Below are 18,528 nucleotides of genomic sequence, written 5' to 3'. Positions count from 1 at the left end.
TCCTGTCTACTCGCCTAATGACCAAACAATTCACTCCCTTTACTTCGATTTACCGCTGGTTGATATTCTGAAAATGCATCTTTACCGAAATAACCACCTATAAACAATAAAAATATATAGAAGATATCATTTATTAATTAACAAGCAGTTACGTCTCTTTTTTTCGGATTTAATTGTGAAATTTTAATCATCATATTCATACAATCAATTATCTGTAAAATTTTTCCCATACATGGTTTCTTTCATATTTGACATTTATTAATAATCATCATTAGAATCCACGAAAAATATTATATTCATACAAACACAGACATCTTTTGAAACTAATGATACATTTTTATGATGAATGCTTAAAACAATATTTAATCGACACACATCACTGTCATTAATGTAAAGCAACATAGATCACCAATAATACAATGGACAACTCTACCGGCATTGATCGCTGGTCGGAGGCAATAAGGATTTTCACATGAACTTGAAGAAGATTTTTTTCAGTGCTGTCACTGTTTCAGTTCTCTGCGCATTAACGGGATGTGACTACATTCAAGAAGGCAAGCCAGAAAGTAGTTTACTGAAACAAGAAGAAGAACATAACAATAAAATTGTGCTACTTGAAAAACAACAAGCACAGCTAAAGAGTCAACTCGAAACTATTCAAAAACAACAAACTGGCATAATAAACAGCACAAAGACTTTAACTCACGTAATTAAATCCGTTAAAGACCAACAAAATACTTTTATTTTTACCGAGTTTAACCCAGCAAAAACGAAGTATTTCATCCTGAACAACGGTTCGGTGGCTTTAGCGGGCCGAGTGTTATCCATTGACGCCACAGAGAATGGCAGTGTTATTCATATTTCACTGGTCAACTTATTAAGTATACCAATCTCAAACATTGGCTTTAATGCGACATGGGGTGGTGAAAAACCTGTCGATGCCAAAGAGTTTGCCCGGTGGCAACAATTACTTTTCAACACATCAATGACATCCACATTGAAATTATTACCAGGTCAATGGCAAGACATTAATTTGACACTGAAGGGTGTATCGCCAAATAACCTGGGATATCTGAAGTTAGCCATCAATATGGAAAATATTCAGTTTGACAATCTTCCCGCTGCTGATAATCGGCAGAAAAGAAGCAAAAAATAAATGCAATTAGTACGCTTATAACAAGGAATAGCGAGCATCATTAATGAACAAAATATTTAAAGTTATCTGGAACCCTGCCACAGGGAATTATACTGTTACCAGCGAAACGACAAAAAGCCGTGGCAAGAAATCTGGGCGCAGTAAGCTGTTAATTTCTGCGCTGGTTGCGGGTGGGTTGTTGTCATCGTTTGGGGCGCTGGCTGATAATTACGACGGTCAGGGCGTTGATTACGGCGATGGCTCAGCTAGTGACGGCTGGGTTGCTATCGGTAAAGGTGCAAAAGCAAATATTTTTTTAAACAACGCTGGTGTAGATTCAATTGGTCAACGCAACAGTTATGTGAAAACATGGGGTTGCGGAGGTTTTTTGAATGAGACGAACATTTACAGCAGAGGAAAAAGCCTCTGTTTTTGAACTATGGAAGAACGGAACAGGCTTCAGTGAAATAGCGAATATCCTGGGTTCAAAACCCGGAACGATCTTCACTATGTTAAGGGATACTGGCGGCATAAAACCCCATGAGCGTAAGCGGGCTGTAGCTCACCTGACACTGTCTGAGCGCGAGGAGATACGAGCTGGTTTGTCAGCCAAAATGAGCATTCGTGCGATAGCTACTGCGCTGAATCGCAGTCCTTCGACGATCTCACGTGAAGTTCAGCGTAATCGGGGCAGACGCTATTACAAAGCTGTTGATGCTAATAACCGAGCCAACAGAATGGCGAAAAGGCCAAAACCGTGCTTACTGGATCAAAATTTACCATTGCGAAAGCTTGTTCTGGAAAAGCTGGAGATGAAATGGTCTCCAGAGCAAATATCAGGATGGTTAAGGCGAACAAAACCACGTCAAAAAACGCTGCGAATATCACCTGAGACAATTTATAAAACGCTGTACTTTCGTAGCCGTGAAGCGCTACACCACCTGAATATACAGCATCTGCGACGGTCGCATAGCCTTCGCCATGGCAGGCGTCATACCCGCAAAGGCGAAAGAGGTACGATTAACATAGTGAACGGAACACCAATTCACGAACGTTCCCGAAATATCGATAACAGACGCTCTCTGGGGCATTGGGAGGGCGATTTAGTCTCAGGTACAAAAAACTCTCATATAGCCACACTTGTAGACCGAAAATCACGTTATACGATCATCCTTAGACTCAGGGGCAAAGATTCTGTCTCAGTAAATCAGGCTCTTACCGACAAATTCCTGAGTTTACCGTCAGAACTCAGAAAATCACTGACATGGGACAGAGGAATGGAACTGGCCAGACATCTAGAATTTACTGTCAGCACCGGCGTTAAAGTTTACTTCTGCGATCCTCAGAGTCCTTGGCAGCGGGGAACAAATGAGAACACAAATGGGCTAATTCGGCAGTACTTTCCTAAAAAGACATGTCTTGCCCAATATACTCAACATGAACTAGATCTGGTTGCTGCTCAGCTAAACAACAGACCGAGAAAGACACTGAAGTTCAAAACACCGAAAGAGATAATTGAAAGGGGTGTTGCATTGACAGATTGAATCTACAGGTGCCAGTACCGCTTTAGGTTATGACGCTATAGCTGAAGGCCAATATAGCTCTGCCATCGGCTCAAAAACCCATGCTATTGGTGGTGCATCAATGGCCTTTGGGGTTAGTGCAATCTCTGAAGGTGACAGGAGTATCGCGCTGGGTGCATCGTCGTATTCATTCGGCCAATACTCAATGGCCCTTGGTCGTTATTCCAAAGCGCTGGGTAGATTGTCTATAGCTATGGGGGATAGCTCCAAAGCGGATGGAGCAAACGCCATTGCGCTGGGAAATGCCGCTAAGGCGGCTGGTATTATGAGCATCGGTCTCGGTGATAATGCCAATGCGTCACAAGATTATGCTATGGCGCTGGGAGCAGAAAGCGAAGCCGCTGAAAATGCGACCGCTATCGGCAATAAAGCGCATGCAAAAGGAGTGAATAGCATCGCGTTGGGTAATGGCAGCCAGGCTCTGGCAGATAGTGCAATTGCTATTGGCCAGGGCAACAAGGCTAACGGCGCTGATGCTATCGCTCTGGGTAATGGTAGCCAGTCGAGTGGCTTAAACGCTATTGCCTTAGGTAAGGCCAGTGTTGTAACTGGCGATAATAGTCTTGCGCTTGGGAGCAATACCAATGCCAACGGTATTAACTCTGTCGCGCTGGGCGCAGGTTCTATTGCGGATCAAGACGATAGCGTTTCTGTCGGCAGTGACTCATTACAACGCAAGATCGTTAATGTAAAAAATGGCACGATCAAGGCTGATAGCCACGACGCCATTAATGGCTCACAGCTTTATGCCATCAGCGACTCGGTGGCAAAACGGCTTGGCGGGGGTTCATCGGTAAACGTTGACGACGGTACTGTTAAAGCACCAACCTACAATTTAAAAAATGGTAACAAAAATAACGTTGGCGATGCGCTCACTGTACTCGATCAATTCACCCTGCAATGGGATCAAAACAGAGACAAATACAGCGCCGCTCATGGTAGCTCAACTGCCAGCGTAATCACCGATGTGGCGGATGGCGCAGTTTCAGATTCCAGTAAAGACGCGGTTAACGGTTCACAACTGAAAGCCACCAATGATGATGTTGAGACCAATACCACCAATATCGCTACCAATACCGGAAATATTGCAACTAACACTGCAAATATTGCTACCAACACCACCAATATCACTAATTTGACAGATACTGTTGGCGACCTTAAAGATGATGCCCTGCTCTGGAATGGCACTGCATTCAACGCCGCTCATGGTACGGAAACCACCAGCACCATCACCAACGTGAAAGCTGGTACCCTTTCGGATGACAGTACTGACGCGGTTAATGGCTCGCAACTGAAAGACACTAACGATAACGTGGCGACCAACACCACCAATATCGCTAGCAACACGGCTAACATTGCCACTAACACCAGTAATATTGCCGATAACACTGCCAACATTGCGACCAACACCAGTAATATTGCCGATAACACTGCCAACATTGCGACCAACACCAGCAATATTGCAGGTAACACTGCCAACATTGCTACCAATATCACTAATATCGCGGCTAACACCACAAGCATAAATAGCCTGAACACGTCTGTGGATGCTCTTGAACAGGATGCTATGCTCTGGAACGGCACTGCATTCAACGCCGCTCATGGTACGGAAACCACCAGCACCATCACTAATGTGAAAGCTGGCACCCTTTCGGATGACAGTACTGACGCGGTTAATGGCTCGCAACTGAAAGCTACTAACGATAACGTGGCAACCAACACCACCAATATCGCCAGCAATACGGCTAACATTGCGACCAACACCGCCAATATTAATACTCTCAATACGTCGATCGATACCCTTGAGCAGGATGCAATACTCTGGAACGGAACAGCGTATAGCGCCGCGCACGGTACAGAAACAGCCAGCACTATTACCAACGTTAAAGCAGGTACTTTATCTGAAAATAGTACGGACGCAGTTAACGGTGCGCAGCTGAACGCGACTAACGCGAATGTGGCGACCAACACCACCAATATTGCTACTAACACCGCCAGCATTAATACTCTGAATACATCCATTGACGCTCTGGAACAGGATGCGCTGCTTTGGGATGGCACTGCATTCAGTGCAGCGCATGGTGCAAACAAAGATGCCAGCAAAATCACCAATGTCCTGGCAGGGACTGTATCATCCGCCAGTACTGATGCCATTAATGGCAGCCAGCTTCATGGGTTGAGCAGTTCGATCGCTACCTATCTTGGTGGTGGTGCTACTGTGAGCGATTCTGGCGTATTTAGCGGCCCTACCTATAACATTGATGGTAATGATTACACCAATGTTGGTGCTGCACTTGACGCCATTAACACCTCACTTAGCGACTCACTCGGCGATGCCCTCCTTTGGGATAGCACGACTGGCGCATTTAGTGCCAAACACGGTTCTACCGCCAGCGTAATCACTAACGTCGCAGACGGTGCAGTCTCTGACTCTAGCTCTGATGCTGTGAATGGCTCACAACTGTACGATGTTAGCAACTCTGTTGTCGATGTTCTGGGTGGTGGTGCTGGCGTGAATACGGATGGCAGCATCAGTGCACCAACGTACACCATTGCTAACACTGATTACGATAATGTCGGCGATGCCCTAAACGCGCTTGATACCACTCTTGACGATGCGATGCTGTGGGATGCTACCGCAGGTGAAAATGGTGCCTTCAGTGCCAGCCACGATGGCAGTGCCAGCAAAATAACTAACGTCGCGGCAGGAACAATTTCTGACACCAGCACCGATGCGGTTAATGGGGCTCAACTCCACGGCGTTAGCAGTTCCGTCGCTGAGGCTCTTGGTGGTGGTGCGGCGGTGAATTCTGACGGCAGCATCAGCGCACCGACTTACACCATTGCTGATACCGACTATACCAACGTCGGCGATGCGATGAATGCAATTGACTCAACCCTGGATAACGCCTTGCTTTGGGACGCTGCCGCAGGTGAAAACGGTGCGTTTAACGCTAGCCATGATGGCAAAGCCAGTGTCATCACCAACGTAGCCAATGGTCAGATTAACGAAACCAGCACCGACGCGGTTAACGGTTCCCAGTTAAATGCCACGAATATGTTGATCCAGAATATTGCCGGTGATACCAGCGAAAGCTATATCACAGAGAACGGTGAAGGTATCAACTATGTGCGTACTAACGACAGCGGTTTAGTCTTTGAGGATGCCAGTGCTACAGGTGTGGGCGCTACAGCTGTAGGTTATAACTCCGTCGCATCAGGCGATAGCAGTGTGGCAATTGGACAGAATAGCAGCAGTACTATTGAATCTGGAATTGCTCTGGGCAGCAGTTCTGTGTCTAACCGTGTCATCCTTCAGGGCTCCCGTGATACCAGCGTAACCGAAGATGGCGTAGTCATTGGTTATAACACCAGTGATGGCGAACTGCTTGGCGCATTGTCGATTGGTGATGACGGTAAATATCGTCAAATCATCAACGTCGCCGATGGTTCCGAAGCCCATGACGCCGTTACGGTTCGCCAGTTGCAGAATGCGATTGGTGCTGTAGCAACGACACCGTCCAAATACTTCCATGCTAATTCAACGGAAGAAGATTCACTGGCTGTCGGTGAAGACTCACTGGCAATGGGTGCGAAAACCATTGTTAATGGTGATGCCGGGATCGGTATTGGCCTGAACACTCTGGTGTTAACTGATGCAATCAACGGTATTGCTATCGGTAGCAACGCGAGTGCAAATCATGCAAACAGTATTGCGATGGGTAGTGGTTCCCAGACCACCCGTGGTGCGCAGACTGACTACACCGCCTACAACATGGACGCGCCGCAGAATTCTGTCGGTGAATTCTCTGTCGGCAGCGAAGACGGTCAACGTCAGATCACCAACGTCGCGGCTGGTTCAGCGGATACCGATGCGGTTAACGTAGGTCAGTTGAAAGTCACTGATGAGCGCGTAGCGCAAAATACCCAGAGCATTACTAACCTGAACAATCAGGTCACTAATCTGGATACTCGCGTTACTAATATCGAAAACGGTATTGGCGACATTGTCACCACCGGTAGCACCAAGTACTTCAAGACCAACACCGATGGCGTAGATGCCAACGCCCAGGGTAAAGATAGCGTTGCTATTGGTTCTGGTTCCATTGCTGCCGCTGACAACAGCGTCGCACTGGGTACCGGTTCCGTTGCAGATGAAGAAAATACAATCTCTGTAGGTTCTTCCACTAACCAACGCCGTATTACTAACGTTGCCGCAGGTAAAAATGCTACCGATGCTGTTAACGTTGCGCAGTTGAAGTCTTCTGAGGCGGGCGGCGTGCGTTACGACACCAAAGCTGATGGTTCTATCGACTATAGCAATATCACCCTCGGTGGCGGCAACGGTGGTACGACTCGTATCAGCAACGTCTCCGCTGGCGTCAACAACAACGACGCGGTGAACTACGCGCAGTTGAAGCAAAGCGTGCAGGAAACGAAGCAATACACCGATCAGCGGATGGTTGAGATGGATAACAAACTGTCTAAAACTGAAAGCAAGTTGAGCGGTGGTATCGCTTCTGCAATGGCAATGACCGGTCTGCCGCAGGCTTACACTCCAGGTGCCAGCATGGCTTCTATTGGTGGCGGTACTTACAACGGTGAATCGGCAGTTGCTTTAGGTGTATCGATGGTGAGCGCCAATGGTCGTTGGGTCTACAAATTACAAGGTAGTACCAATAGCCAGGGTGAATACTCCGCCGCACTCGGTGCCGGTATTCAGTGGTAATGATCCATTAAGTTAGTGTGACTAAGGGCAAACGCCAAATTGCCTGATGCGCTACGCTTATCAGGCCTACAGGGTGATTCTGCACATTCCTATAGGCCGAGTAAGGTGTTCACGCCGCATCTGGCAAGATAAGGCGCTCCGGGTCAACAATCTAAGGGCAATTCTCTGATGAGGATTGCCCTTTTCTTTACCAGACATCTCCCCCCACAAGAATTGGCCCTACCAATTCTTCGCTTATCTGACCTCTGGTTCACAATTCCCCAATTAAAACTCACATCAATATTGCCAATACATAACATTTAGTTAACCATTCATTGTCATTATCCCTACACAACACAATTGGCAGTGCCACTTTTACACAACGTGTGACAAGGAGATGAGCAACAGACTCATTACACGATGTGCGTGGACTCCAGGAGACCTGCAATGAATCTCTGGCAACAAAACTACGATCCCGCCGGGAATATCTGGCTTTCCAGTCTGATAGCATCGCTTCCCATCCTGTTTTTCTTCTTTGCGCTGATTAAGCTCAAACTGAAAGGATACGTCGCCGCCTCATGGACGGTAGCAATCGCCCTTGCCGTGGCTTTGCTGTTCTATAAAATGCCGGTCGCTAACGCGCTGGCCTCGGTGGTTTATGGCTTCTTCTATGGTTTGTGGCCCATCGCGTGGATCATTATTGCAGCAGTGTTCGTCTATAAGATCTCGGTGAAAACCGGGCAGTTTGACATCATTCGCTCGTCTATTCTTTCGATAACCCCTGACCAGCGTCTGCAAATGCTGATCGTCGGTTTCTGTTTCGGCGCTTTCCTTGAAGGAGCCGCAGGCTTTGGCGCACCGGTAGCAATTACCGCCGCATTGCTGGTCGGCCTGGGTTTTAAACCGCTGTACGCCGCCGGACTGTGCCTGATTGTTAACACCGCGCCAGTGGCATTTGGCGCGATGGGCATTCCAATCCTGGTTGCCGGACAAGTAACAGGCATCGACAGTTTTGAGATTGGCCAGATGGTGGGGCGTCAGCTACCGTTTATGACCATTATCGTGCTGTTCTGGATCATGGCGATTATGGACGGCTGGCGCGGTATCAAAGAGACGTGGCCTGCGGTCGTGGTTGCGGGCGGCTCGTTTGCCATCGCTCAGTACCTTAGCTCTAACTTCATTGGGCCGGAGCTGCCGGACATTATCTCTTCGCTGGTATCACTGCTCTGCCTGACGCTGTTCCTCAAACGCTGGCAGCCAGTGCGCGTATTCCGTTTTGGTGATTTGGGGGCGTCACAGGTTGATATGACGCTGGCCCACACCGGTTACACTGCGGGTCAGGTGTTACGTGCCTGGACACCGTTCCTGTTCCTGACAGCTACCGTAACACTGTGGAGTATCCCGCCGTTTAAAGCCCTGTTCGCATCGGGTGGCGCGCTGTATGAGTGGGTGATCAACATTCCGGTGCCGTACCTCGATAAACTGGTTGCCCGTATGCCGCCAGTGGTCAGCGAGGCTACAGCCTATGCCGCCGTGTTTAAGTTTGACTGGTTCTCTGCCACCGGCACCGCCATTCTGTTTGCTGCACTGCTCTCGATTGTCTGGCTGAAGATGAAACCGTCTGACGCTATCAGCACCTTCGGCAGCACGCTGAAAGAACTGGCTCTGCCCATCTACTCCATCGGTATGGTGCTGGCATTCGCCTTTATTTCGAACTATTCCGGACTGTCATCAACCCTGGCGCTGGCACTGGCGCACACCGGTCATGCATTCACCTTCTTCTCGCCGTTCCTCGGCTGGCTGGGGGTATTCCTGACCGGGTCGGATACCTCATCTAACGCCCTGTTCGCCGCGCTGCAAGCCACCGCAGCACAACAAATTGGCGTCTCTGATCTGTTGCTGGTTGCCGCCAATACCACCGGTGGCGTCACCGGTAAGATGATCTCCCCGCAATCTATCGCTATCGCCTGTGCGGCGGTAGGCCTGGTGGGCAAAGAGTCTGATTTGTTCCGCTTTACTGTCAAACACAGCCTGATCTTCACCTGTATGGTGGGCGTGATCACCACGCTTCAGGCTTATGTCTTAACGTGGATGATTCCTTAATGATTGTTTTACCCAGACGCCTGTCAGACGAGGTTGCCGATCGTGTGCGGGCGCTGATTGATGAAAAAAACCTGGAAGCGGGCATGAAGTTGCCCGCTGAACGTCAACTGGCAATGCAACTCGGCGTATCGCGTAATTCACTGCGCGAGGCGCTGGCAAAACTGGTGAGCGAAGGCGTGCTGCTCAGTCGACGCGGCGGCGGGACGTTTATTCGCTGGCGTCATGACACATGGTCGGAGCAAAACATCGTCCAGCCGCTAAAAACGCTGATGGCCGATGATCCGGATTACAGTTTCGATATTCTGGAAGCTCGCTACGCCATTGAAGCCAGCACCGCATGGCATGCGGCAATGCGCGCCACACCTGGCGACAAAGAAAAGATTCAGCTTTGCTTTGAAGCAACGCTAAGTGAAGACCCGGATATCGCCTCACAAGCGGACGTTCGTTTTCATCTGGCGATTGCCGAAGCCTCACATAACATCGTGCTGCTGCAAACCATGCGCGGTTTCTTCGATGTCCTGCAATCCTCAGTGAAGCATAGCCGTCAGCGGATGTATCTGGTGCCACCGGTTTTTTCACAACTGACCGAACAACATCAGGCTGTCATTGACGCCATTTTTGCTGGTGATGCCGACGGGGCGCGTAAAGCAATGATGGCGCACCTTAGTTTTGTTCACACCACCATGAAACGATTCGATGAAGATCAGGCTCGCCACGCACGGATTACCCGCCTGCCCGGTGAGCATAATGAGCATTCGAGGGAGAAAAACGCATGATTATTTCCGCAGCCAGCGATTATCGCGCCGCAGCGCAACGCATTCTGCCGCCGTTCCTGTTCCACTATATGGATGGGGGTGCATATTCTGAATACACGCTGCGCCGCAACGTGGAAGATTTGTCAGAAGTGGCGCTGCGCCAGCGTATTCTGAAAAACATGTCCGACTTAAGCCTGGAAACGACGCTGTTTAATGAGAAATTGTCGATGCCGGTGGCGCTAGGTCCGGTAGGTTTGTGTGGCATGTATGCGCGACGCGGCGAAGTTCAGGCAGCCAAAGCGGCGGATGCGCATGGCATTCCGTTTACTCTCTCGACGGTTTCCGTTTGCCCGATTGAAGAAGTCGCGCCAGCCATCAAGCGCCCAATGTGGTTCCAGCTTTATGTACTGCGCGATCGCGGCTTTATGCGTAACGCGCTGGAGCGAGCAAAAGCAGCGGGTTGTTCGACGCTGGTTTTCACCGTGGATATGCCGACACCGGGAGCGCGTTATCGTGATGCGCATTCTGGAATGAGCGGCCCGAACGCGGCAATGCGCCGCTATTTGCAGGCGGTGACGCATCCGCAATGGGCGTGGGATGTGGGCCTGAACGGTCGTCCGCATGATTTAGGAAATATTTCGGCTTACCTCGGCAAACCGACCGGACTGGAAGATTACATCGGCTGGCTGGGAAATAACTTCGATCCGTCCATCTCATGGAAAGACCTTGAGTGGATCCGCGATTTCTGGGATGGCCCGATGGTGATCAAAGGGATCCTCGATCCGGAAGATGCGCGCGATGCAGTACGTTTTGGTGCTGATGGAATTGTGGTTTCTAACCACGGTGGCCGCCAGCTGGACGGTGTACTCTCTTCCGCCCGTGCACTGCCTGCTATTGCAGATGCGGTGAAAGGTGATATAGCCATTCTGGCGGATAGCGGAATTCGTAACGGGCTTGATGTCGTGCGTATGATTGCGCTCGGTGCCGACACCGTACTGCTGGGTCGTGCTTTCTTGTATGCGCTGGCAACAGCGGGCCAGGCGGGTGTAGCTAACCTGCTAAATCTGATCGAAAAAGAGATGAAAGTGGCGATGACGCTGACTGGCGCGAAATCGATCAGCGAAATTACGCAAGATTCGCTGGTGCAGGGGCTGGGTAAAGAGTTGCCTGCGGCACTGGCCCCGATGGCGAAAGGGAATGCGGCATAGTCGTTTGCGCCCCCTCCCCCTAACCCTCTCCCTCAGGGAGCTGTCTCTTGATCAGATCTCCTGATCAAGAGACAGGGGGAGGCCGGGGTGAGGGGAAAAGGCCGCACTGCTCACCAATTTTCTGCTATCCTGCCCCCGCACTAAGGGGGCAGTATGCTAAACATCGTACTTTACGAACCAGAAATTCCGCCAAATACTGGCAACATCATCCGTCTTTGCGCTAATACCGGCTTTCGTCTGCATATCATCGAACCGATGGGATTTGCCTGGGACGATAAGCGCCTGCGCCGCGCGGGGCTGGACTATCACGAGTTTACCGCCGTTATGCGTCATCATGACTTTCGCGCGTTCCTCGAAGCAGAAAATCCCCAGCGCCTGTTTGCCCTCACCACGAAAGGTACGCCTGCTCACAGCGCCGTAAGCTATCAGGATGGCGATTATCTGATGTTCGGCCCGGAAACACGCGGCCTGCCAGCGAGCATTCTTGATGCCCTGCCCGCTGAACAAAAAATTCGCATTCCGATGGTGCCGGACAGCCGCAGCATGAACCTGTCCAATGCGGTGTCAGTTGTGGTGTATGAAGCCTGGCGGCAGCTGGGATATCCGGGAGCGTTGTTGAGAGATTAGTTACTGTATGCCGGATAGATGATTACATCGCATCCGGCACGATCACAGGACATTAGATCCCATCCCCATACTCAAATGTATGGTTAATACCGTTGAAATGCTGGTCCATATCCATTGATGGCTTATCGCTGTCTGGTTTACCGACAATACGAGCCGGAACGCCAGCGGCGGTTGTATGCGGCGGCACCGGTTGCAGCACCACGGAACCTGCGCCAATCTTCGCGCCGCGACCAACTTCAATATTGCCGAGGATTTTCGCGCCCGCGCCAATCATCACACCTTCACGAATTTTCGGGTGACGGTCACCACCAGATTTACCCGTACCGCCAAGCGTCACAGATTGCAGAATCGATACGTCGTTTTCAATTACCGCCGTTTCACCCACAACGATGCCCGTGGCGTGGTCGAGCATAATGCCACGGCCAATTTTTGCTGCCGGGTGAATATCGACCTGGAACGTCACAGAAACCTGGTTTTGCAGAAAGATTGCCAATGCGCGACGCCCCTGATTCCACAACCAGTGACCGATGCGATAGGCCTGCAAGGCATGAAAACCCTTCAGGTATAACAACGGGGTTGAGTATTTATCGACTGCCGGGTCGCGGGTACGCACCGCCTGAATATCACAGGCCGCAGAGGCGATCATTTCCGGGTCAGCGGCGTAGGCTTCTTCCACCACTTCACGGATAGCAATAGCAGGCATAATTGGCGATGACAGCTTGTTCGCCAGCATGTAGCTCAGTGCACTTCCAAGGTTTTCGTGCTTGAGTAGCGTCGCGTGGTAAAAACTGGCCAGCATTGGCTCACAGTCCGCCAGCGTTCTGGCTTCGGCTTTAATATTGTTCCAGACAATTTCCAGTTCTTCACACGACATTGCTTACTCCACACGATGAGATAATGACCGGCCCGTTCTGCGCGGGCCGGGTCATAGCGGTAACAAAGGTTCCCTGGGGTTAGTGGCTGCTGCGCTCGTCCTTGCGTGCACGACCTAATAACGTCAATGCTGCCTCGCGCGCGTTTTTTCCGCAATATAATACTTGATAAATTTCCTCGGTTATTGGCATTTCTACGCCGAAGCGATGCGCCAGTTCGCGGACTTCTTTCGTATTGCGGTAGCCTTCCACCACCTGACCAATCTTCTCCTGCGCGCTTTGTACATCCATGCCCTGACCGAGCATCATGCCAAAACGGCGGTTACGCGACTGGTTGTCGGTACAGGTAAGCACCAGATCCCCCAGCCCCGCCATGCCCATAAAGGTGGCAGGATCGGCACCCAGCGCCGCGCCAAGACGCGACATTTCAGCCAGCCCACGGGTGATCAGCGCCGTACGCGCATTCGCACCAAAACCGATACCGTCGGACATCCCCGCACCAATGGCAATGACGTTTTTCACCGCGCCGCCAAGCTGCACGCCAATGAAATCCGGGTTACTGTAAACGCGGAAACTTTTGCCGCAGTGCAGCAGCTGCTGAAGATCATCAGCAAAGGTCTGATCGGTCGAGGCCAGCGAAATAGCTGTCGGTAAACCTGCCGCCAGTTCTTTCGCAAACGTTGGGCCAGAGATAACCGCCAGCGGAATTTGATCGCCTAACGCCTCGCGGGCCACGTCCTGTAACAGACGCCCGGTTTCCGCTTCCAGCCCTTTGGTCGCCCACACCAGACGCGCATCAGGACGCATCAGCGGTTTAATCTGGCGCAGCACTTCACCAAAGACATGGCTGGGTACGACGACGAGAATATTACGGCTGGCTGCCAGCGCAGTGGCGAGATCGCTTTCAAGATGGAGCGTATCGGGAAAAGGCACATCGGGGAGAAACGCGGCGTTACAGCGGTCGCGTTCAAGCGTTGCGATATGTTCAGGGTCATGGCCCCAGAGGACAACCTCGTGGCCATTTCTTGCCAGGGTAATGGCAAGAGCGGTGCCGTACGAGCCGGCACCGATCACAGTCATTGAAGCATTACGTTGGTTCATCAGGCATCCTGATGTTCTTCAGTACCTTCGCCAGCCTGCTGCTGCAAATAGTTCATGAACAGCGCATCGAAGTTAACCGGCGCAAGGTTCAGTTGCGGGAATGTACCGCGGGATACCATGCTGGTGATGCACTCACGAGCATACGGGAACAGAATGTTCGGGCAGTATGCGCCCAGGCAATGTGCCATCTGGGTGCCTTCGATACCCGCGATGGAGAAAATACCGCCCTGCTGAACTTCACACAGGAACGCGGTTTCTTCGCCCAGGGAGGCCGTTACGGTAACACGCAGTACCACTTCGTAAACGTCATCTGCCAGTTGAGTAGATGCCGTATCCAGATCAAGTTTAACTTCTGGCTGCCAATCTTTCTGGAAAACGTGCGGCGCGTTCGGCGCTTCGAAAGAAATATCCTTGGTATAAATACGTTGGATCTGGAAAGTCATTTCGGTGTTGTTTTGTTCTGACATGTGTAGAAAACCCTTAAGTGTTGTCCTTAAATACTGCGCAATGTAATGCCAACGTTCACACGTTATTTCAGCAGGGGATCCAGTCCACCACGTGCATCCAATGCATACAAGTCATCACAGCCGCCAATGTGCTGTGCGTCAATAAAAATCTGGGGAACCGTGGTGCGACCGCTGCGTTTGATCATCTCTTCACGCTTGGCGGCATTGCCATCGATCGGCAACTCCTGAAAACTCACGCCCTTGCTGCTCAGCAGTGCTTTTGCACGATGGCAATACGGGCAGGTTTCTTTGGTATAGATTTCAACATTGGCCATAATTTAGCTCCTGTTTTTTTACCCTGAAATTTCATGTTGCAGGGCGGCTGCAAAATGGAGTGTCCCCAGAAGCTTATAACAATAAGTCGCTGGGGGCCTAATTGCAGCTAACGGCCTGCATCATGAAAGACGACAGGTAAATTATTTGCCGCGCACCAAAGGCAAGTTTTCGCCAGCCCAGCCAGCGACGCCTTCTTTCAGCACGAATACTTGCGCAAAACCAGCTTTCGTCAGTGCGTTTGCAGGCTCCTGGCACTGCATGCCAGAACCGTCTACCACGATAACCGGTTTGTCTTTGTGCTTCTCAAGCTCACCAACATTGTTGACTTTGATTTCGCTCGGCAACAGATTGATAGAACCTGCGATATGGCCTTTACGGAAGTCATCACGCTGACGTAAATCCACAACCACAGCGTCTTCTTTGTTGATCAGACGCGTAGCTTCACCACGAGTAATCACCTTCACTTTCGAGGTCAGGCTCTTAAACGTAGTCACAAGAACCGCCACCAGTAACGCGATCCAGGCGATACTCAGTATGGGATGACGGCCAACAAATTGCATAATTTCTTGCATGGGGGGTAACAACTCCCGACGTAGTGATTAAAAAAACCAGGAAAGGAGTATACCTGCGCGGTGCGGCAAATACAGCCAGCGCGTTAACTGGAATGCAATTTTGCGGGGCACGACGAAAAAAAAGCGCAAATCTGGCATCGGCTTGCCGCGAGCGGTCGTATATTTTGATCTTCAGAGGCTATTTTATCGATTCAGCTGTAGTAAAATTACGCAAATTTTGACTCTTGAGTATGAGGTTGTCGCAATGTCGGTTTCTAAAAAACCTATGGTACTGGTGATTCTGGATGGCTATGGCTATCGTGAAGAACAGCAGGATAACGCCATTTTTAGTGCTAAAACCCCGGTAATGGATGCACTGTGGGCCAATCGTCCGCATACCCTGATCGACGCTTCCGGTCTGGAAGTCGGTCTGCCTGACCGTCAGATGGGTAACTCCGAAGTAGGCCACGTTAACCTGGGTGCCGGCCGCATCGTGTATCAGGACCTGACTCGTCTGGACGTTGAAATCAAAGATCGCGCTTTCTTTGCTAATCCAGTGCTGACTGGCGCGGTAGATAAAGCGAAAAACGCAGGTAAAGCAGTACACATTATGGGTCTGCTCTCCGCAGGCGGCGTACACAGCCACGAAGATCACATCATGGCGATGGTAGAACTGGCAGCTGAACGCGGCGCAGAAAAAATCTACCTGCACGCATTCCTTGACGGTCGCGACACCCCGCCGCGCAGTGCTGAATCCTCGCTGAAAAAATTTGAAGAGAAATTTGCTGCGCTGGGTAAAGGCCGCGTAGCGTCCATCATTGGTCGTTACTACGCGATGGACCGCGATAACCGTTGGGATCGCGTTGAAAAAGCCTATGACCTGCTGACTCTGGCGCAGGGTGAGTTCCAGGCCGATACTGCCGTTGCTGGTTTGCAGGCAGCTTATGCTCGCGACGAAAACGACGAGTTCGTGAAAGCGACCGTTATTCGTGCAGAAGGTCAGCCAGATGCGGCAATGGAAGACGGCGATGCGCTGATTTTCATGAACTTCCGTGCTGACCGCGCGCGCGAAATCACTCGTGCATTCGTAAACGCAGATTTCGACGGCTTCGCGCGTAAGAAAGTGGTTAACGTCGATTTCGTGATGCTGACCGAATACGCCGCTGACATCAAAACTGCGGTTGCTTACCCACCCGCTTCCCTGGTTAACACCTTCGGCGAGTGGATGGCGAAAAACGACAAAACTCAGTTGCGTATTTCCGAAACCGAAAAATATGCCCACGTTACTTTCTTCTTCAACGGTGGCGTAGAAGAGTCGTTCAAAGGCGAAGATCGCATTCTGATCAACTCACCGAAAGTGGCTACCTACGATCTGCAACCGGAAATGAGCTCCGCAGAGCTGACCGAAAAACTGGTTGCGGCAATCAAGAGCGGCAAATACGACACCATTATCTGTAACTATCCGAACGGCGACATGGTAGGTCACACCGGGGTGATGGAAGCGGCGGTTAAAGCAGTTGAAGCGCTGGATCACTGCGTGGAAGAAGTCGCGAAAGCGGTTGAGTCCGTGGGTGGACAACTGCTGATCACCGCTGACCACGGTAACGCTGAACAGATGCGCGATCCGGCAACGGGTCAGGCACACACGGCACACACCAACCTGCCAGTTCCGCTGATTTACGTTGGTGATAAGAACGTGAAAGCGGTTGCAGGCGGCAAACTTTCTGACATCGCGCCGACCATGTTGTCGCTGATGGGTATGGAAATCCCGCAAGAGATGACTGGTAAGCCGCTGTTCATCGTGGAATAATCCCTCCCCATGAGGGGAAAGGCGATTAATACCATGACACGGGCCGTGAAACCGCGCAGGTTTGCAATCAGGCCCATCATCTACGCCAGCGTTCTTAGCGCTGGCGTATTGTTGTGCGCCTTTTCCGCCCACGCGGATGAGCGTGACCAACTCAAATCTATTCAGGCTGACATCGCCGCAAAAGAGCGCGCGGTACGCCAAAAGCAACAACAACGCGCAAGCCTGCTCGCACAATTGAAAAAGCAGGAAGAAGCGATCTCTGAAGCCACTCGCAAACTGCGCGAAACGCAAAACACGCTCAATCAACTCAATAAACAGATTGATGAGATGAACGCGTCAATTGCCAAACTGGAGCAGCAAAAAGCCGCCCAGGAGCGCAGCCTCGCCGCACAACTGGATGCCGCATTCCGTCAGGGCGAGCATACCGGTATTCAGCTAATTCTCAGCGGTGAAGAAAGCCAGCGTGGACAGCGTTTACAGGCTTATTTCGGCTATCTCAACCAGGCGCGACAAGAAACCATTGCCCAGTTGAAGCAAACGCGTGAAGAAGTCGCCATGCAGCGTGCTGAACTGGAAGAGAAACAAAGCGAGCAACAAACGCTGTTATATGAACAGCGCGCCCAACAGGCGAAACTGACTCAGGCTCTGAACGAGCGTAAAAAGACGCTGGCGGGGCTGGAATCTTCCATCCAGCAAGGTCAGCAGCAGCTAAGTGAACTGCGTGCCAACGAATCCCGTCTGCGTAACAGCATTGCCCGTGCGGAAGCCGCGGCGAAAGCGCGTGCTGAACGAGAAGCGCGTGAGGCCCAGGCGGTTCGCGACCGCCAGAAAGAAGCGACGCGCAAAGGCACCACCTATAAACCGACCGAAAGCGAAAAATCGCTGATGTCCCGAACTGGTGGCCTGGGTGCGCCGCGTGGTCAGGCATTCTGGCCGGTTCGCGGGCCGACGCTGCATCGCTATGGTGAACAGCTACAGGGCGAACTACGCTGGAAAGGAATGGTTATCGGTGCCTCTGAAGGTACTGAAGTTAAAGCGATTGCCGACGGTCGGGTGATTCTGGCTGACTGGCTGCAAGGTTACGGTCTGGTGGTGGTGGTTGAGCACGGTAAAGGCGACATGAGTCTTTACGGCTATAATCAGAGCGCACTGGTGAGCGTTGGTTCGCAGGTTCGCGCGGGCCAGCCAATTGCACTGGTGGGCAGCAGTGGCGGTCAGGGTCGGCCTTCACTCTATTTCGAAATTCGCCGCCAGGGTCAGGCGGTCAATCCACAGCCGTGGTTGGGAAGATAA

Annotated in this window: 13 protein-coding genes and 3 pseudogenes; 11 read left to right on the top strand and 5 right to left on the bottom strand. The window is 51.1% G+C overall.

The features are described 5' to 3' along the window. Positions 1 to 472: 472 nt before the first annotated feature. The 9 genes and pseudogenes from ACU8XX_RS00530 (at position 473) to trmL (ending at position 12,119) form a co-directional block, all read left to right on the top strand. Positions 473 to 1,156 (top strand): DUF3251 domain-containing protein, encoded by a 684-nt coding sequence (locus ACU8XX_RS00530; RefSeq protein WP_001049550.1) that lies wholly within the window; start codon positions 473 to 475, stop codon positions 1,154 to 1,156. A 43-nt stretch (positions 1,157 to 1,199) separates the two neighbouring features. Next, positions 1,200 to 1,283 (top strand): annotated as a pseudogene (locus ACU8XX_RS00525) (ESPR domain-containing protein); the annotation flags it as partial. Positions 1,284 to 1,447: 164 nt separating this feature from the next. Then, positions 1,448 to 1,531: pseudogene (locus ACU8XX_RS00520) on the top strand (hypothetical protein); the annotation flags it as partial. Next, a complete protein-coding gene (locus tag ACU8XX_RS00515; protein ID WP_001254932.1) occupies positions 1,528 to 2,679 on the top strand; it encodes an IS30-like element IS30 family transposase in 1,152 nt (383 codons plus the stop codon). The pseudogene ACU8XX_RS00520 and the gene ACU8XX_RS00515, both read left to right, overlap by 4 nt. Positions 2,680 to 2,692: 13 nt before the next feature. Further along, positions 2,693 to 7,447: pseudogene (locus tag ACU8XX_RS00510) on the top strand (YadA-like family protein); the annotation flags it as partial. A 426-nt stretch (positions 7,448 to 7,873) separates the two neighbouring features. Next, entirely contained in the window at positions 7,874 to 9,529 is a 1,656-nt protein-coding gene (gene lldP / locus ACU8XX_RS00505) for an L-lactate permease (protein WP_001297977.1), read from the top strand. Further along, complete coding sequence (gene lldR / locus ACU8XX_RS00500; RefSeq protein WP_000636500.1) at positions 9,529 to 10,305, top strand: transcriptional regulator LldR; 777 nt, start codon at positions 9,529 to 9,531, stop codon at positions 10,303 to 10,305. The genes lldP and lldR overlap by 1 nt, the downstream gene beginning before the upstream one ends. After that, the gene (gene lldD / locus ACU8XX_RS00495) at positions 10,302 to 11,492 is read left to right on the top strand and encodes a quinone-dependent L-lactate dehydrogenase (protein WP_000586976.1); all 1,191 of its coding nucleotides are present in this window, start codon (positions 10,302 to 10,304) and stop codon (positions 11,490 to 11,492) included. Before lldR ends, lldD begins: the two co-directional genes overlap by 4 nt. A gap of 153 nt (positions 11,493 to 11,645) precedes the next feature. Then, the gene (trmL, locus tag ACU8XX_RS00490; RefSeq protein ID WP_097723070.1) at positions 11,646 to 12,119 is read left to right on the top strand and encodes a tRNA (uridine(34)/cytosine(34)/5-carboxymethylaminomethyluridine(34)-2'-O)-methyltransferase TrmL; all 474 of its coding nucleotides are present in this window, start codon (positions 11,646 to 11,648) and stop codon (positions 12,117 to 12,119) included. 52 nt (positions 12,120 to 12,171) lie between these two features. On the opposite strand, the gene cysE is transcribed toward trmL, so the two are convergent. From cysE to ACU8XX_RS00465, 5 genes are all read right to left on the bottom strand, one after another. Further along, positions 12,172 to 12,993, bottom strand: a complete 822-nt coding sequence (gene cysE, locus ACU8XX_RS00485) for a serine O-acetyltransferase (protein ID WP_001277561.1) — start codon at positions 12,991 to 12,993, stop codon at positions 12,172 to 12,174. A 79-nt stretch (positions 12,994 to 13,072) separates the two neighbouring features. Then, positions 13,073 to 14,092 (bottom strand): NAD(P)H-dependent glycerol-3-phosphate dehydrogenase, encoded by a 1,020-nt coding sequence (gene gpsA, locus ACU8XX_RS00480; RefSeq protein ID WP_001076194.1) that lies wholly within the window; start codon positions 14,090 to 14,092, stop codon positions 13,073 to 13,075. After that, a complete protein-coding gene (gene secB, locus ACU8XX_RS00475) occupies positions 14,092 to 14,559 on the bottom strand; it encodes a protein-export chaperone SecB (protein WP_000003382.1) in 468 nt (155 codons plus the stop codon). Before secB ends, gpsA begins: the two co-directional genes overlap by 1 nt. Positions 14,560 to 14,621: 62 nt before the next feature. Next, positions 14,622 to 14,873 carry a glutaredoxin 3 gene (gene grxC / locus ACU8XX_RS00470; protein ID WP_000024392.1) on the bottom strand — a complete coding sequence of 84 codons (252 nt, stop codon included), beginning with the start codon at positions 14,871 to 14,873 and terminating at the stop codon, positions 14,622 to 14,624. A 141-nt stretch (positions 14,874 to 15,014) separates the two neighbouring features. Beyond that, positions 15,015 to 15,446 carry a rhodanese-like domain-containing protein gene (locus ACU8XX_RS00465; RefSeq protein ID WP_001295234.1) on the bottom strand — a complete coding sequence of 144 codons (432 nt, stop codon included), beginning with the start codon at positions 15,444 to 15,446 and terminating at the stop codon, positions 15,015 to 15,017. A gap of 244 nt (positions 15,447 to 15,690) precedes the next feature. Here ACU8XX_RS00465 and gpmM point away from each other — a divergent pair, with 244 nt between their 5' ends. After that, on the top strand, positions 15,691 to 17,235 hold the full coding sequence (gpmM, locus tag ACU8XX_RS00460) for a 2,3-bisphosphoglycerate-independent phosphoglycerate mutase (protein ID WP_000116565.1): 1,545 nt from the start codon (positions 15,691 to 15,693) through the stop codon (positions 17,233 to 17,235). A gap of 33 nt (positions 17,236 to 17,268) precedes the next feature. Continuing rightward, the gene (gene envC / locus ACU8XX_RS00455) at positions 17,269 to 18,528 is read left to right on the top strand and encodes a murein hydrolase activator EnvC (protein WP_000196256.1); all 1,260 of its coding nucleotides are present in this window, start codon (positions 17,269 to 17,271) and stop codon (positions 18,526 to 18,528) included.

The organism is Escherichia sp. MAL-1, from assembly GCF_052948035.1.
Note: the sequence above shows the minus strand (reverse complement) of the source record. Positions and strands in the feature narration are given on the sequence as shown.

Excerpts from the sequence above, each read along its gene's own strand:
- lldP (WP_001297977.1), top strand. The coding sequence starts at position 7,874 with ATGAATCTCTGGCAACAAAACTACGATCCCGCCGGGAATATCTGGCTT.
- ACU8XX_RS00465 (WP_001295234.1), bottom strand. The coding sequence starts at position 15,446 with ATGCAAGAAATTATGCAATTTGTTGGCCGTCATCCCATACTGAGTATC.
- ACU8XX_RS00530 (WP_001049550.1), top strand. The coding sequence starts at position 473 with ATGAACTTGAAGAAGATTTTTTTCAGTGCTGTCACTGTTTCAGTTCTC.
- cysE (WP_001277561.1), bottom strand. The coding sequence starts at position 12,993 with ATGTCGTGTGAAGAACTGGAAATTGTCTGGAACAATATTAAAGCCGAA.
- gpmM (WP_000116565.1), top strand. The coding sequence starts at position 15,691 with ATGTCGGTTTCTAAAAAACCTATGGTACTGGTGATTCTGGATGGCTAT.
- trmL (WP_097723070.1), top strand. The coding sequence starts at position 11,646 with ATGCTAAACATCGTACTTTACGAACCAGAAATTCCGCCAAATACTGGC.
- gpsA (WP_001076194.1), bottom strand. The coding sequence starts at position 14,092 with ATGAACCAACGTAATGCTTCAATGACTGTGATCGGTGCCGGCTCGTAC.
- ACU8XX_RS00515 (WP_001254932.1), top strand. The coding sequence starts at position 1,528 with ATGAGACGAACATTTACAGCAGAGGAAAAAGCCTCTGTTTTTGAACTA.
- grxC (WP_000024392.1), bottom strand. The coding sequence starts at position 14,873 with ATGGCCAATGTTGAAATCTATACCAAAGAAACCTGCCCGTATTGCCAT.
- lldR (WP_000636500.1), top strand. The coding sequence starts at position 9,529 with ATGATTGTTTTACCCAGACGCCTGTCAGACGAGGTTGCCGATCGTGTG.
- envC (WP_000196256.1), top strand. The coding sequence starts at position 17,269 with ATGACACGGGCCGTGAAACCGCGCAGGTTTGCAATCAGGCCCATCATC.
- lldD (WP_000586976.1), top strand. The coding sequence starts at position 10,302 with ATGATTATTTCCGCAGCCAGCGATTATCGCGCCGCAGCGCAACGCATT.
- secB (WP_000003382.1), bottom strand. The coding sequence starts at position 14,559 with ATGTCAGAACAAAACAACACCGAAATGACTTTCCAGATCCAACGTATT.